This window comes from Emticicia sp. 17c, from assembly GCF_037153985.1.
Taxonomy (GTDB): Bacteria; Bacteroidota; Bacteroidia; order Cytophagales; family Spirosomataceae; genus Emticicia.
The window spans coordinates 218852-234643 of record NZ_JBBAYI010000010.1; the positions used below are offsets into that span (position 1 = coordinate 218852).

Here is a 15792-nt window from a genome sequence, read left to right on the forward strand (position 1 = left end):
TTTGTTTTTTCAGCAATTGTGCTATTTATCTCTTTAAACGTAAAATCTATTGAAAAGTATCAGATTCAATACTTATTTTTTACCTTTAAATTATATTTTTCCTGAATATTAGCCTTTTATTAAAAAGTGTTTTATATTCATTTTTTAAATGTCTGATTACCCTAAAATGCGTGTTTAAAAAAATGACAACCCATACCGCCAATATTGTTAATGTTTTTGATGGAATTATAGAATTTGGAGAAATAACGGTAGAAAATAATAGAATCCAACAGATAAAATATATTGGAGAAGAACGTGTTGGCGAAAGCTATATACTTCCGGGTTTGGTTGATGCACACATCCATATCGAAAGTTCAATGCTAACTCCGGCCCAGTTTGCACGGCTGGCAGTAGTACATGGCACAGTAGGAACTGTTTCTGACCCGCATGAAATAGCTAATGTATTAGGGGTTGAAGGGGTAAAGTATATGATTGAAGATGGACAGAAAGTGCCTTTTAAATATTGTTTCGGGGCTCCCTCGTGTGTACCTGCTACAACTTTTGAAACTGCTGGCGCAACTGTTACGGCCGAAGATATTGCACATTTGTTTACTTATAAAGAAGTGGGGTATTTGGCTGAAATGATGAATTTCCCGGGGGTGTTAAACGAAGACCCGATAGTGATGCAGAAATTGGTTTTAGCCAAAGCATTTAATAAGCCTATTGATGGCCACGCACCAGGTTTAAGAGGTGCGTCTGCTAAAAAATATATTGATGCAGGTATAGAAACGGACCACGAATGTTTTACAAAAGGAGAAGCACTCGAAAAGCTAAAAATGGGCATGAAAATCCTGATTAGAGAAGGTAGTGCCGCCAAAAACTTTGAAGAACTAATTCCGCTAGCTAATACTTATTATTCAGATATGATGTTTTGTTCTGACGACAAACACCCTGATAATCTGGTAGAAGGGCATATAAATCAGTTAATCAAACGAGCCATCGCCAAAGGTATTGATAAGTTTAAAGTATTGCGTATGGCAACAATTAATCCTGTGCTGCATTACAGAATGAATATAGGATTATTGCGTGAAGGAGATTGGGCTGATTTTATCAGGGTCGATAATCTTGATGATTTTACTATACTTGAGACATACATCAATGGCGAGAAAGTAGCTGAAAAGGGTTTATCATTGATTGAGAACATTCAAAGCAAAGTAGTAAATAATTTTGTCTGTTCACCCATTGAGCCTAATCAGATTGAAATTAAGGCTCCAGCTACAAGCAGCCAGCTAAAAGTCATAGAAGCCATTGATGGTCAACTAATTACTAAAGAGTTTTTTATAGAACCCTTACTTGTAAATGGCAATATAGTAAGCAATACAGAGAAAGACATTTTAAAATTGGTAGTAGTAAACCGTTACTCAAATGCCAGACCAGCCGTGGCTTTTATTCATAGTTTTGGCTTGAAAGAAGGGGCAATTGCATCGTCGGTAGCACATGACTCTCATAATATAATTGCCGTTGGAGTAGACGACGAGTCAATCTGTGAAGCTATCAACTTAATTATTCGTGAGAAAGGAGGGGTATCGGCTGTTAGTAACAGCAAAAAAGGAGTATTGCCTTTACCTGTGGCAGGCTTAATGAGTAATGAAGATGGTTATAAAATTGCCGAAAGTTATACAATGATTGATACTTTTGCTAAGCAGCAGTTAAAAAGTAGCCTTACCTCACCCTTCATGAGTCTTTCATTTATGGCATTATTGGTGATTCCATCGTTAAAACTAAGCGATTTGGGCTTATTCGATGGAAACACCTTTACTTTTACCAACTTGTTACAAGAAAACTAAGTTTGGGGCTTTAAAAAGGCAAACTTCCTAAATCGACGTTGCCACCTGTCAAGATAATGCCAACCTGCTTACCTGCAAAGCGTTCTTTTTGCTTCAAAAGTGCGGCAAAAGGCACCGCAGAAGAAGGCTCGATAACAATTTTTAATTGTTCCCATACTAATTTCATGGCTGCAACAATTTCTTCTTCACTGACGGTGATAATATCTTTTACATAAGCTCTTATTATTTCAAAAGTTTTATCACCCAGATTTGTCAATAAACCATCTGCAATAGTCTTGATATAAGGAGCTTTTTCTATTTTTCCGCTTTTGAACGACAATATGGCATCGGCTGCACCTTCTGGTTCTCCGGCTATTACTTCGGCATCAGGTAGTAAATAATGTGTAGCTAAAGCTGTTCCGCTTAATAAGCCACCACCACCAACAGGTGCCATAATTACCTGAAGGGTATTTACTTCATTAATAAGTTCTACGGCAGCAGTTGCCTGCCCTGCAATAACGTCATAATTATTGAACGGGTGTATAAAAGTTGCCCCTGTTCGGTCAATTACCTGCTGAACAGTTGTTTCACGAGCTTCGAGCGTAGGTTCACATTCAATGATTTCTCCATTCAGGTACTTTACCCCACTTTTCTTTATTTCTGGTGCATTGCGAGGCATAACAATGTAGGCTTTTGTATGAACCGCTTTCGCTGCCAATGCAATAGCCTGAGCATGATTTCCTGATGAATGTGTAGTGATTCCCTTTTGCTGCTCTTCTGGGCTTAACGATAAAACAGCATTCATGCCACCACGTGCCTTAAAAGCACCTATTTTCTGAAGATTTTCGCATTTAAAAAAAACTTCACACCCTGCAAGCTCATTAATTTTTTCAGAACTAAGTACAGGGGTATGTATAATGTAGGGTTTAATTTTTTCGTGCGTAGCTAAAATATCAGTTAATGAAGGAATATGATTCATGATAATGCGGTTATCTTATATAAAAAATATAATCGGTAGTAGGGAGGATTTCCAGATGCCCTTTTAAAAGTAAAACAATTTGCCCACGATGATAAGAAGCATGTAAGAGTAATTGAGTTAGTATTTCGTTGACAGTATTGGTAAACGTTTCGCCTCTGGAATTCTGATAACTTACTGCCCTTTCTAGGTCATTGTTTGCCAGAATTTGCTCAATAGCATGAAAATTAATATGAAATAAGCTTATCAATAGATCTCTGTCAAATGTTTCCCATACTTTTACAGCAGGCAAAACCCCATTGATTCTGCTTATCCATGTTTGCTGTGCAGCCACCATGTGCGAAAGAATTTCGTAGGCTCTAATGGGTGGGTTGGTTGCTTTCAGGAAAGCCTCAGTTACCTGTACATTTGCCCAGTGTTCATGTTCAAAAAGTTTCTGAAAATATGTTTGCATAATTATCTTCTTAATTTTTCTATTTCATTAATTACTTCCACAATTCCTTTAAGCGGAATTTTAACCCATGTTGGGCGATAATTAACTTCATAGCCTAATTCATAGATAGCTTTTTCGAGCAAATGGAATAGTAAAAGATAGTTTACTTCGTTTAGGTCTTTAAAAAGAGGATGCGGCGACCCGAACATAGAAAGATATTCTTCCAGATAAGTATCTTTAATAAGTTTGTACCATCTGTCGGCAGCCCGCTGTAAAATAGCGGCATCTTTCTTGCTGGTTTCAGCCGAATTGAACAGCTTGGCAGAAACTGCATAATGATATGAACGAATCATGCCGGCCACATCTTTGAGCGGCGAATGCTTGATTTTACGTTCGGCGATACTGCTTTCGGGTTCTCCTTCAAAATCGATAATTACAAGGTCGTTGGCTGTTGCCAGAATCTGCCCTAAATGATAATCTCCGTGAATCCTAGTGCGGTAAGAAAACAAAGGGCGTGTTAATATCTGGTCGATGAAATCAAGTATCAAATCTTTTGATTCCATAAATACCCAAGCTAATGTCTGTGCCTGTTCATCAAGTTTCAGATAATTATCGGTTAAAAGATTATAGCGGCGGTCGAGCAGATTTTCAAATTTTTCATGCAGATACCTTCTATACTGACGGTCGAAAGGTTCAGCATTAAAATTGTCGGCACCCCGTAAGGCAAATAAAGCCAAGTGCATTTGTGCCGTGCGATGAGCCAGAAGAGAAACTTTATCAAAAACAGATTCTTTAATCTGAAAATTACCTTCCACGAATGCTTCCAGAAAATCGTTTAGGTAGTCGCCCGTCATACTCCAGTCATCTTTAATATTCTCTACCACCTGCATCATGACACAGAAGGTGGTAGCGGCTTCATCTTTACGATTCCATGTGACACTTCCGGCGAAAAGCGGTATATTCCGAAACTCAGAATATTGAGTAATAAACTCAACCATCTCTACTTCGGGGTTTACCTCTGAAAAAAGTTTCCGGTACAGTTTCAGAAAATATTTACCTCCAAAAATCATCGCTGAATTTGAAGAATCTATGGCAGGTAAGATAGAGGAAATACTGTCCGACTCTTCGACCAATGCCTTTCCTTTAGCGAAAGCGAGGGAATCTTGGTTATACTGGCTAATCTGTTTCTGATGATAGATTGCAGCAAAGAGCGCATCTCTAAAGAGTACATCATAGATAGCATCAACCAGATACCCCATTTTGTCATCCATGGTAGCTTTGCTCAAAATCCCTTTTTGTGGAATCTCCTGAGTGCCTTCTTCAATAAATGAAAGAGGAAGAAGATAAAATTCGCTATCTCCTTCCTCGTATCGTGCCTCAAAAACCATGAAAATAAACGCCTCAAAATGTACTACATGCCGCACTTTTAATTGCTTGATTTTACGGGCTTTGCCGGCAAACCACCTGCATTGTGCAATATATGGTGGCAGAATGTTATCTTCCAGAACAGTATGTACATACTTATCTTTTTCAAATCCTTTCCACTCGATAGTTAATACAAATTCGGTCATTTTATCAACAAAATTTTATAGTCAAGTTCTTTGAAATAAAAAACGAAGATAATAGATGTTAACTGTTTACATCAATGTTATCTTCGTTTTTTATTTTATACCGTTAAAGCGGCGAGGGTTTACGTAGTTTCAGTGTCTTCGTTTCTACCAGTAAATAATTTTCTGATTGCCCCACCTGCAACAATTAGCCCACCAACAATTAGTTTCCAGAACTTAGCTATTAACGCAAAGAAACCAACTTTTGCCAGTACTTTGCCAGCTACCAGCCCTCCGATACCCACGGCGGCGATTTCATCGATGTTAGAGTCAAAATCCTGATAACGGTTCCCTTGTGAAAATTCTACTGAGGCAATTACATCATTAATTTTCGATTTAATGTGTGGCAGGTTGTCTATGCTGCCAACAGCATTTAAAGAGAATAACCCTTTACGGCCCAATACCCGAACATCATAATTAAGCGTATTTGTTTCTTCGCCTGAAAATTTCAGGTTTTTAGCCCAGTGTAAAGTTTTACGGTCTTTGTCATAAAATGGGGTAGAAGCCCAGCCAACCAAGTCAACAGTAGGATACCCAAGCCGGCTTCTTTCTGCATTTGTTTCGCTGGTTTCTTTTTTCATGTCAGTCATGAGTTCTTGGTAATCAACGTCATCGGCATCTTCATCTTTTACATAGCCAATGCCGTCATACTGAATAACAAAAGCCCAGCTATTGACAGAATCAACAGGAGAACCGTTAGTTTCAAATAGCATACCAAGTGTTTCGTTTGAAGGTGGGTTTCCCCAGATATCTTCAAGCACTTGTTTACTTTGTTTAGCGTTAAGAAACTTAAAACCTTTCGGAACTTTAATTTGCCCCATCTCACCCAGCGGAATAACTTTTCCTTCGGGTTCGTATTTGAGGTCTTTTAAAATAGTTAAGATTTTAATAAAGCTGGAATCGAGCTTGATTTCACTTTCTTTGTCTTTTTGGGCAAAAATAGCAGTAGGTTGTACTAATAATAGTACAGCAAGAAGGGTAAATAATTTGGTCATGCAAAAAGTGATTTATTAATGTTAGTAAGAATATGTAAGTAAATCAATTTCTGAAAATTAACCAAAATATGAGCCTTATTTAGTGCAAAAAAATCAGAGATTGCCAGTAAAAACTTTATTCGCCGGACCAACAAGGTAAACTTCTGTAAAATCCTCATTAAAAGATACTTGCAGGTTGCCACCTTTGGTAATTACTTTTATAGGGCTTTGCATATTAAGCCTTAAACTAGCCGATAGCGCACAAGCTGTTACCCCTGTGCCACATGAGTAGGTTTCGTCTTCAACACCTCTTTCATAGGTTCTTACATAAATAGTTTCAGCATCTATTACTTCAACGAAGTTTACGTTGGTGCCACCACGTTTAACCCATTCTTCGGCATATCTTATATGTTTCCCTTCATTATATACGTCGAAATTTTTGATGTCTGTAACGTATTGTACATAATGCGGCGAACCAGTATTCATAAAGTCGTAGGTTTCATGACGTTCAATACTATGTACTTCTCCCATTTTTAGTGAAATTACCTCGGTGCTAGCGGTAGCTTTATGTTCGCCGTCTACGGCAATAAAAGTTGTGCTATGGCTGAAAATACCGAGGTCTTCTGCAAAACGTACCGTACAACGCCCACCGTTGCCACACATACTTCCTTCGCGGCCGTCGGCATTGAAATAAACCATACGGAAGTCGTAATCAGGGTCATTCTGGAGTAGAATAAGGCCGTCGGCCCCGATACCAAAGCGGCGGTCGCATAGGTGTTCAATAAATGGCTGGTTTACAGGAAACTGACCGTTACGATTATCAATCATAACGAAGTCATTACCTGTACCCTGATATTTATAAAAAGTGCCTGTATAATTTTCTGTATTCATGGTTTATTAACAATTTACTGGGTAACAATTTACTGTATAACAAAATTCGGTTGGGAAGTAATATTCTGAACTGTTCAGATACAAAAAAAGCCGCTTCAAAGAAGCGACCTTTTCCCATACAAAATTATGAAAAAGCTATTACTTTTATCTTTAGACATCTATAAAACAAAAAAGTTAAATCTAAGATTCAAAATTTTTATTTTAGATGTACATTATTTCTTTAATTCTTTGATACGAGCAGCTTTACCTTGTTTTCCGCGTAAGTAGAATAATCTTGCACGACGTACTTTTCCGCGGCGAACTACTTCAATTTTCTCAATACTTGGTGATAAGATAGGGAAAATTCTTTCTACACCTACACCATTTGAGATTTTACGAACGGTAAAACTCTCGCCATTTGTACCAGCATTACGACGCTGAATAACAGTACCAGTATAAACCTGAATACGTTCTTTATTACCTTCCGAGATTTTAACGTGAACATCTACTGTATCACCAGCTTTAAAATCTGGGTGTTTTTCTCTCTTGGGAGCAAACTCTGACTCAACCAATTTAATCAAATCCATTGTCTTTTTATTTACTAGATTATAAATTTTCTCGCTTAGTGAAGCGGCTGAACCGTACAAATCCAGCATTCGCCTAATCGGAGTGCAAAATTAACATATTCTAGTGTAAAAACCAAAAAACGAACAGATTTTTCATTTGTTGTCTTTGTTGGTGCTAATATATAAAAAAAAATGGCTTGCTTAAAAACTTTAATTGAAAAAAAATATATTTTTTTTCAATTTCAATGAATCTTATTCGTTGCTGTTTATTCTTTCTCTTTTACTTTACCCCAACCCATTGTTGCTACCATCCAGTCGGGCAATGGTTTTTGGGTTTTTCTCTTTTTCAGGTTCAGATACCAGCCAATTTTTTTGACAATAGGTACTCTGTGTGTTTCAACAAATTCTATCAGAGTGCCGTCTGGGTCTTCCAGATAGGTAAAACGCCCACCAGCTTCACCCATATCAAAGGTATCACTGCTATCAACAGTAAATGGGAAACCATTTTTTGCACAAAGTTCTTTAAGGCCATCCATGTTTAAGGTATCAAAACATAAATGAATATAGCCTAAGTCTCCCCAGCTACGGCCTGCAAATATTTTTCTTGGCTTAGAAGCAGGGTTAATTTCCTGTACCAGTTCTATCTCAACATTTCCTAATAAACGGCTAAATGCCCCTGTGTTGTTCATGGCTTTGCGGAGCAGAACTCGTCTGAAAGACGTGTTTTCTTTACCGAGGGTTGCGAAATCAGGAAAATTACCTGTTTTGTCATAAACAACCTCACTAATGCCAAGTGTATTTTTATATAACTTCAGTGCTTTGTCAATATCACTCACACCAATTATTACGCCTGCAATTCCACCTGTGAGGCTATCGCTTGGTCTGAACCACGAATTATCCTTTATAATCTGTATCTGATTCCCGTATGGGTCTTGTAACCAGCAATGTGATTTGTTTTCAGGCGAAGTTTCTATTTTAAGTTGATGTTTTGCGGCAAATTTCTCTATATCAAGGCATTTTATCTTGATCGAAAAAATACCATAGTCGCCTAATTCAGGGGTGAAATCAGCAGCAATAGGCTCAGGATTTTTTGATTGCCAGATTTCGGCTCCGCCACCTCCGGCCATATTCAGAGCCAGAATAGCACGTCTTTGTCTGATGATACCATTTGTATGAGGGGTCATTAATTTTGCTTCGGCTACATCATCAAATAATGGAACGTTAAGTCCTAATATTCGATTATACCAACTCCAGGCCTTGCCTGCATCTCTGACACCAATCCCGACTTGTTGAATACCGCTAATAAATTCTGACATAGATTCTGTATGAATTAGATTAAAAAAGGTTACTACTGGTTTTAGTTATTGGCAATTGTTGTGCTTTCATACACCACCAATTGTAAAGGTAGTTGACAAAACTATTAAATAAAAAAACTAAATTTAATTTTGCTTTGAAATAAAGCCATGTAAATGATTATACAAAATTGATGAAAATTTTATTAACAAGAAAGCAGACACAAAAAGGAGATTTTGTGTCGCAGATAAAAGCAGCAGATGCGTATACTATTGCCCATGAACCTATTGCTTCAATTGACCTTATGGAAAGGGCTGCCCGTGCTTTTGTTAACGATATTAGTCAACGTTTTCCGGTAGGGTCGAAGAAGGTTGTAGTTTTGTGTGGCTTGGGTGATAATGGAGGTGATGGGCTGGCAATTGCTCGAATGCTTGATAAAGTGGGCTATGAGGTTGAGGTTTTTGTTATTGATTATGCACAGAAAAGCTCAGATAATTTTCGTATCAATGAACACAGGCTTCAAAACCTCGTGCCTGTAAAGTATGTAACAGATGAAAAGGGAATACCTGCGTTTAAACAAGATTTTTTAGTTATTGATGCTATTCTTGGAGCTGGGCTTTCAAGACCAATCAATGGGTTGATTCAGGCAACGGTTGAAGAACTCAATAAAAGTAAGGCCGAAATAATAGCGGTTGATATTCCTACGGGTTTGTTTGCTGATTCGCCAAATAAGAAAGAGGATACCATTGTTAAGGCTACTTATACAGTAAGTTTTCAGTTACCAAAACTGGCTTTTGTTTTACCACAAAATGCCGAATATGTAGGTGAATGGAAAGTAGTAAACATCGGGCTTAACGAAGAGTTTATTAATCAGACTGAAACCGATTTTGTGTATACTGATAGCCCTACGGCACAAAAATTAATAAAACCTCGCAACAGATTTGCTCATAAGGGAAATTTTGGCCATGCGCTTATGATGGCAGGTAGTTATGGCATGATTGGGGCCGCTGTTATGGCTACACGTGCCTGTTTGCGGTCGGGGGTAGGTAAAATAACCATAGCAGCCCCTAAATGTGGCTATGCCGTGCTGCAAACGGCTATCCCTGAGGCGATGTGCTTACCTACCGAAGATGAAACTTACCTGAAAACACTACCAGACCTTACACTCTATCAGGCTATTGGCATAGGGTGTGGTATAGGTAATAAACCCGAAACGATTCGGTTGGTAGAACAACTGTTAAAACATACTAAAGCTCCTTTGGTAATAGATGCCGATGCGTTGAATATAATAGCAAGCAATGAAAAACTATTAAATTTGATTCCTGAAAATTCTGTTCTGACCCCACACCCCAAAGAGTTTGAAAGGCTGATTGGTAAAAAATGGGATAATGATTATGAGAAGCTACAAATTTTGTCGGTTTTTGCCATTAAATATAAATGTGTTGTATGTTTGAAAGGGGCTTTTACTGCCGTAGCCTTGCCTGACGGCACTATTCATTTTAATTCGACAGGAAACGCTGGTATGGCAAAAGGTGGTAGTGGCGATGTTCTGACAGGGATTATTCTGGCTTTATTGGCACAAGGTTATCCGGCCAGTGAAGCAGCTATTTTGGGAGTTTATGAGCATGGCCTAGCTGGCGACCGAACAGCCCAAACCAGAGGTATGGTAAGTATGATAGCTACCGATATTATTGAAAATATAAGATTTTAGTAACAGGGGCACATAGCCCCTGTTATCAAGGATTCAAGATAATAAATTCTACACGTCTGTTTTGTTTTCGGCCTTCTTCGGTGTCGTTGCTGGCAATAGGTTTAGTATCGCCATACCCTTTTATCTGTATTCTACTGCCTGTTATTCCTTTGCCTATCAGGTATTCCCGAACGTTAAAGGCCCTTTCAAGCGAAAGGCGTTTATTTTGTGTAGGGTCGCCAATGTTATCGGTATGCCCTTCAATCATAATATTCATTTTAGGGCTTTCTTTTAGCATATTCAGTAGCCCATCAAGCTGTACGTAAGAGGCAGGCAACAGTCCCGACTCACCAATGTTAAAATATACTTTATCCAACCTGAATTTATTTTCCTCAACTTTTACTGGTGCTACTTCCTCCTTAGGCAGCGTAGCTATTTCAGCATCAGTTTTAGGGCTTTCTGGCTCTTTGTCAACTTTTGTTACAGGTTTAGGTTCGGGCTTTGGTGTAACAGGAGACAGGTACAGGTTTTGAGTAAATTGCTGGCTTCGTTTAATTTTAGACAAATCAAGGCTGGCTTGCGCTGGCTCATAGCCTTGTGCCGAGGCCGTCAGGGTGTAAGCATCAGGGCTTAGGGTAAAGGTATAATCGCCTGACTGGTTAACTAACACTGAACCTGTTTTTTTTGTGTTTTTGTCAAACTGGTACACAACTTTTCCTGTAATAGGTTTCTGGGTTTTGGCATCTAGTATTTTTCCCTTGATGGTTAATTTAAGGTCAGCAACTATTGGTTTGAGCGGATTACGCACATGTACGCCATAAAAATTCCAGAAATGCAGTGTCTGTTCGGGTGTGTTTTTACCTTCAATAAGGTTAAATAATTCAACGCCCGGGTCAAGTTTTTCATAATAAACTGTAAATTTATACACCTCACCAGCTACCACAGGTTTAGCGTCTGGCAACTCAGGAATACCAGTGGCTCTGATATATTTAAATCGTTTACCATTCCCATTCAGGTAGCTTTTCGGGTTAATCGAAATAGTTGCCGAAGATTGCTGTTGCTGGCGGCGCGGCAAAGGGAATGGAAGATTAAAGTTCTGGTTGTTACGATTACTGTACTGATAACTGAAGTAAATTATTGTGTATTCATCGTTAATAACTACTTTGGTTATATCTACTTCGTAACTACTTTGGTCATCAATTTCAGGCATTTGAGTAACCATCTGGCCATAGCTTAGTGTCGAGCAAAAGAGAAAAATTAGCAGATATATTCTTTTCATTAGCATAAAAATTTATTGCATTCGGTTAAACGAAAAATGTTTGGGCATTAGTTTAACTTTGTTCGTTAATATTTGTTAAAAATTGTCAGATTAGCTTCTTAAAGATAAATATTAAGACAAAAATGCGACTTTTTGTTTAATTTCCGGTATGAAACACCTAGAAGATTTAGTTTTATTGGGCGACCCTCGCCTTTATGAAGTTTGTGCGCCAGTGACTCAGGATGAATTACCTTTGGTGAAAGAGTGGGTAGCCGACCTGCATAACGTCATGCAGGAAATCAGGGCGAAATATAAGTTTGGCAGAGGCATTGCTGCCCCACAACTGGGTATCATGAAACGCCTCATTTATATCAATATTGACCGCCCGATTGTAATTATTAACCCTGTGTTGGAAAATATTAGTGAAAAAATGTTTGAACTGTGGGACGACTGCATGAGTTTTCCGAATTTACTGGTTCGGGTCAAGAGGCATAAGGGGCTAACAGTAAGGTATTTAGATGAAAACTGGCAAGAGCAGGTCTGGCAAGTAGACAATGATTTGTCAGAATTATTGCAGCATGAATATGACCATCTGGATGGCGTTTTATGTACAATGAGGGCCATCGACAATCAATCTTTTCGCTGGAAACCTACCCCATAAACGTTTCAACTAAGGTTTATACGTGAGGTGGCACAGTTTTTTAGTATTTATGCCTAACAAATTCACTTTTAAACTTTAGAATATCATGAGACTAATCAATTTTCTTTTTGCCATCTGTTTCCTTTTTGTATTGTCGTCGTGTGAGGCCATTGCAGGTATTTTTAAAGCAGGGTTTAACGTAGGCGTTTTTGTCGTAATATTGGTAATTGTACTAATTCTTGTCGGAATGTTCAAGATGTTCGGCGGAAGTAAAAAATAGCATACAAGTAAACTCAAGCCTTACCGCCTTTAATTAGTCGTAAGGCTTGGGTTTTGAAGCAATACCAGCCAAGCCTCTTTTACTTGGTTCTGAGCTAATAAACGAGAGGCTTCATCATGCAGCAGATTATCTAAAAATGCACAGCCATTTGTGGCCTGCTCAAAAATATCCTGCATTTTTCGATTTTTGCCGAATTCAATAATTTCTTCCTGCGTTGGTAAGGCTTCAATATTGCCTAGTTGCCCCAGATGATTACCTGTCAGAATTTTCGATAAACGAATACTTGCCGGAATAGCATCGTAGCCAATACCTATTTTAGTATTTGGTTTTTCTACTTCAAACATAGCCGATTCGCTGATGCGCGCATACCAGTCGGCTCCCATACGGGCCACCCAATCGGTTTTACGCTGGTCTATTTTACCATTTTGTCCAATAATATCTTCAGAGAAATGAGCCATAATTATCTCACAAATATAAAGATTCATGGTGCCAATGGCTTTGGTCTCAATTACTTTGCATTCAAACTGCGCCGGAGACTCTTTCACTCTCGGAGGTTTTATTAAAAGAGAAGGCTCAGGTGTAAAGCCCGATTTGATAAACTCGTTCACTCCTTTAGGGTACTCAACACTTGACAGCGACATTTGCTGCACCATGGCGTAGTCAACCATATTAATAGCTACTTCGGGTACTTCGGCCAAATTAAGTGTAGTATCTTTCTTGGAACCATCACGACCACGATTATTTGGTGCAAATACCAACAGGGGCGGATTAATACCCATTATATTGAAAAAACTGAAAGGGCTCAGATTAACATTTCCAGCCGAATCGATAGTACTGGCAAAAGCAATGGGTCGTGGGGCGACTGTACCCGTGAGGTAACTATAAAAAACGCGTGATTCTAATTCTTTCGGATTAAGTGTGAGCATAATTAAACAGTTTTTTTGTTGCGAATAAGGCCAAACATCATCACAAAGGCCGTCAGAAATATAACCTGAGTAAGTAAACCCTTATTGACCTCTAAAATCTGGTGTTCGCTCGGAATGGCCAGAAATAGCAGAATAGTAATAAGACCCCTCGGTGCAATAAAAAGCAGCGGGTCTGACTTTATTTTCATCAGATAAAAAATTAAGTATCTGCTAAGAAAAATAAAAGCAACAATGATGATGGCATTGATAAAGTCGTTAAGGCTTAACAGGTCTTGAAGGTTGGTATAATAACCAAACATGATAAAAAAGAACGATCTGATAACAAACGTTACTTCGGCAATGAGGTGTTCGAAGGCATCAACTTCTTTTTTTATACTCTCAGCGTTTATCCATTTTTTCAGAAAATCGAATTTAATTAAATGTACATTGTTCAGAAACAAGCCAAATATCAGAATCAATACTAATGAAGGCAAATGATAAACTTTAGCAATGACATAGAACAGAATCAGGATAGTGACAATAGGAATGTACTTTATATGATGATTTAACTTACTAATCATGCTTCCTAAGCCTATACTAGCCACAATAGATAATATAATAATGATGGCAATATCAAAAAAGAACGATGAAAACGTAGCTATGCCAAATGATGTGTGTAATACCAGAAAATTAAAAAAGATAATACCGAGAATATCGGACATCGAACTTTCATAAATAACAAATTCGCGATTTTCGGCTGATAAATTTTTAACACTCGGAATAGCAATAGCACTACTGATGATTCCGAGCGGAATTGCATTTATCATGCAAGTCAGAAAAGGCTTGTGCGTAAAGTAGAATAACGCTAAGGCTAATACTATACTGAAAATCACAAGCCCTATAAACGCACTTGTAACAGTAGTAACAAAAAGTTTTTTCTTTTTTCGCTCTATTTCCAGTTCAAGAGAACCTTCTAATACTATCAGAATAAGCCCGATAGTACCAACTACGGGTAAGTAAGGTTCCAGATTCGGGATTCTTAACTGCCAGTAGGTAGCAACTACCTGTGAAAGAATACCCACCGAAAGTAACAGTACTACCCCCGGAATTTTTGTATTCTTTGACGAAATATCAAATAAATAAGCAATCAGGATAAGCGCACAAATGATAATAATGATAGTGTTGGTCATAGGGTTACGCCTTTAGCATGTTATAGTAACAGAAGTGTTTTATGGTGGGAAATTACAAAAAAATTAATTAGTTGCTACTATCATGCCGCTAACTTCACCAAAACCTACTCTGATACCATCTTTTTCTGCGTATCCTTCTATTGACAGGGTATCTCCATCTTCCAGAAAAGCCCTTACTGTATCATTATTTAATTGCAAAGGTTGTTTACCACCTGTGGTAAGCTCAAGCATACAGCCACAAGAGCCAGTAGTTGGGCCACTTATAGTGCCAGAAGCCAGTATATCGCCTACTTTCAGGTTACAGCCATTTATGGTATGGTGGGCTATCTGCTGGGCGGTATTCCAATATAGATATTTAGAATTTGTTCGTGAAATACAGTAATTGTCTCCTGACTGTGGCCTAAGATAAACGTCTAGGTTTATATCAAAATTTCTTTTTCCTTCAAACTGTAAATAGGGCAGGGGGACAGGGCTCTGCTCAGGTGTTTCTGTTCTGAATGGCTCGAGGGCTTCAAGCGTAACCACCCACGCAGAAATAGAAGAAGCAAAGTTCTTGCCCAGAAATGGGCCTAGGGGCTGGTACTCCCAACGCTGAATATCTCGGGCTGACCAATCGTTGAAAAGAACAAACCCAAAAACGTATTCGTCGGCCTGAGCAGTTGTAATATTATGCCCCAAGTCTGACGGGCGACCAATAATAGTACCGATTTCTACCTCAAAATCCATTTCTCTGGTAGCAGAAAATAAAGGACTAGCGGTATCAGGTAGCTTTATTTGTCCTTTAGGGCGAATAATATTTGTGCCTGAAACTACAATTGAACTGGCGCGCCCGTGGTAAGCAATAGGGATGTGTTTCCAGTTAGCTACCAGTGGGTTATCAGGCCGGAACATTTTACCTACATTAGTGGCATGCTCAAGGCTAGAGTAAAAATCTGTATAATCGCCAACTCTAAGAGGTAGATGAATATATACCTCTTCAATTTTATAAAAAACCTTATTAAAATGCCTTTGTAGCGGCGAATTATCTTGGATAAGCCATTCCTGAAGCTGTAAGCGAACGGCATTAGTCTTTTTTTTGCCCAAGCCAATAAAAGCATTCAAGTAAGGTTGATTACAAATATTACGAGGAATATCAAGCAAACCTGCTTTTCTTGATTGTTCTAAATCTATCACATAATTTCCTACGCGTACGCCTACACGAGGAGCATTTTTGCCTTTACTGAATATTCCGAAAGGAAGATTATAAATAGAAAAGTCAGATTCCGCCGGAATCTCTAACCAAGTCTTCATCAATGTTTTTTACAT

General features: G+C 38.4%; 15 protein-coding genes. 4 read left to right on the forward strand and 11 right to left on the reverse strand.

Annotated features, from left to right (window positions below):
* The first annotated feature begins 182 nt into the window (after positions 1–182).
* Positions 183–1826: an adenine deaminase gene (ade, locus tag WAA15_RS18900; RefSeq protein WP_337044387.1), complete on the forward strand. Its 1644-nt coding sequence runs from the start codon at positions 183–185 to the stop codon at positions 1824–1826.
* Positions 1827–1836: 10 nt separating this feature from the next.
* On the opposite strand, the gene WAA15_RS18905 is transcribed toward ade, so the two are convergent.
* From WAA15_RS18905 to WAA15_RS18935, 7 genes are all read right to left on the reverse strand, one after another.
* The gene (locus WAA15_RS18905) at positions 1837–2784 is read right to left on the reverse strand and encodes a threonine ammonia-lyase (RefSeq protein ID WP_337044388.1); all 948 of its coding nucleotides are present in this window, start codon (positions 2782–2784) and stop codon (positions 1837–1839) included.
* Positions 2785–2794: 10 nt separating this feature from the next.
* Positions 2795–3235 (reverse strand): DinB family protein, encoded by a 441-nt coding sequence (locus WAA15_RS18910; protein WP_337044389.1) that lies wholly within the window; start codon positions 3233–3235, stop codon positions 2795–2797.
* A 2-nt stretch (positions 3236–3237) separates the two neighbouring features.
* Complete coding sequence (locus WAA15_RS18915) at positions 3238–4785, reverse strand: putative maltokinase (RefSeq protein ID WP_337044390.1); 1548 nt, start codon at positions 4783–4785, stop codon at positions 3238–3240.
* A gap of 119 nt (positions 4786–4904) precedes the next feature.
* Positions 4905–5816, reverse strand: coding sequence for a DUF2167 domain-containing protein (locus tag WAA15_RS18920; protein WP_337044391.1), 912 nt, complete (start codon positions 5814–5816; stop codon positions 4905–4907).
* Positions 5817–5909: 93 nt separating this feature from the next.
* Positions 5910–6686 carry a diaminopimelate epimerase gene (gene dapF / locus WAA15_RS18925; RefSeq protein WP_337044392.1) on the reverse strand — a complete coding sequence of 259 codons (777 nt, stop codon included), beginning with the start codon at positions 6684–6686 and terminating at the stop codon, positions 5910–5912.
* A gap of 212 nt (positions 6687–6898) precedes the next feature.
* Positions 6899–7252 carry a 50S ribosomal protein L19 gene (rplS, locus tag WAA15_RS18930; protein ID WP_337044393.1) on the reverse strand — a complete coding sequence of 118 codons (354 nt, stop codon included), beginning with the start codon at positions 7250–7252 and terminating at the stop codon, positions 6899–6901.
* Positions 7253–7497: 245 nt separating this feature from the next.
* Positions 7498–8547, reverse strand: a complete 1050-nt coding sequence (locus WAA15_RS18935) for a VOC family protein (RefSeq protein ID WP_337044394.1) — start codon at positions 8545–8547, stop codon at positions 7498–7500.
* 170 nt (positions 8548–8717) lie between these two features.
* Between WAA15_RS18935 and WAA15_RS18940 the strand changes: the two genes are divergently transcribed.
* Positions 8718–10235 (forward strand): NAD(P)H-hydrate dehydratase, encoded by a 1518-nt coding sequence (locus WAA15_RS18940; RefSeq protein ID WP_337044395.1) that lies wholly within the window; start codon positions 8718–8720, stop codon positions 10233–10235.
* 25 nt (positions 10236–10260) lie between these two features.
* Here the strand turns inward: WAA15_RS18940 and WAA15_RS18945 are convergent, their stop codons facing one another.
* Positions 10261–11493, reverse strand: a complete 1233-nt coding sequence (locus WAA15_RS18945) for an OmpA family protein (protein ID WP_337044396.1) — start codon at positions 11491–11493, stop codon at positions 10261–10263.
* Between the two features lie 148 nt (positions 11494–11641).
* Here WAA15_RS18945 and WAA15_RS18950 point away from each other — a divergent pair, with 148 nt between their 5' ends.
* Complete coding sequence (locus WAA15_RS18950) at positions 11642–12133, forward strand: peptide deformylase (RefSeq protein WP_337044397.1); 492 nt, start codon at positions 11642–11644, stop codon at positions 12131–12133.
* A gap of 85 nt (positions 12134–12218) precedes the next feature.
* A complete protein-coding gene (locus WAA15_RS18955; protein WP_337044398.1) occupies positions 12219–12392 on the forward strand; it encodes a hypothetical protein in 174 nt (57 codons plus the stop codon).
* Between the two features lie 29 nt (positions 12393–12421).
* On the opposite strand, the gene WAA15_RS18960 is transcribed toward WAA15_RS18955, so the two are convergent.
* From WAA15_RS18960 to fahA, 3 genes are all read right to left on the reverse strand, one after another.
* Entirely contained in the window at positions 12422–13318 is an 897-nt protein-coding gene (locus tag WAA15_RS18960; protein WP_337044399.1) for a flavin reductase family protein, read from the reverse strand.
* A 2-nt stretch (positions 13319–13320) separates the two neighbouring features.
* Positions 13321–14487, reverse strand: a complete 1167-nt coding sequence (locus WAA15_RS18965) for a cation:proton antiporter domain-containing protein (RefSeq protein WP_337044400.1) — start codon at positions 14485–14487, stop codon at positions 13321–13323.
* Positions 14488–14550: 63 nt separating this feature from the next.
* Positions 14551–15777, reverse strand: a complete 1227-nt coding sequence (gene fahA / locus WAA15_RS18970) for a fumarylacetoacetase (protein ID WP_337044401.1) — start codon at positions 15775–15777, stop codon at positions 14551–14553.
* Positions 15778–15792 lie beyond the last annotated feature (15 nt).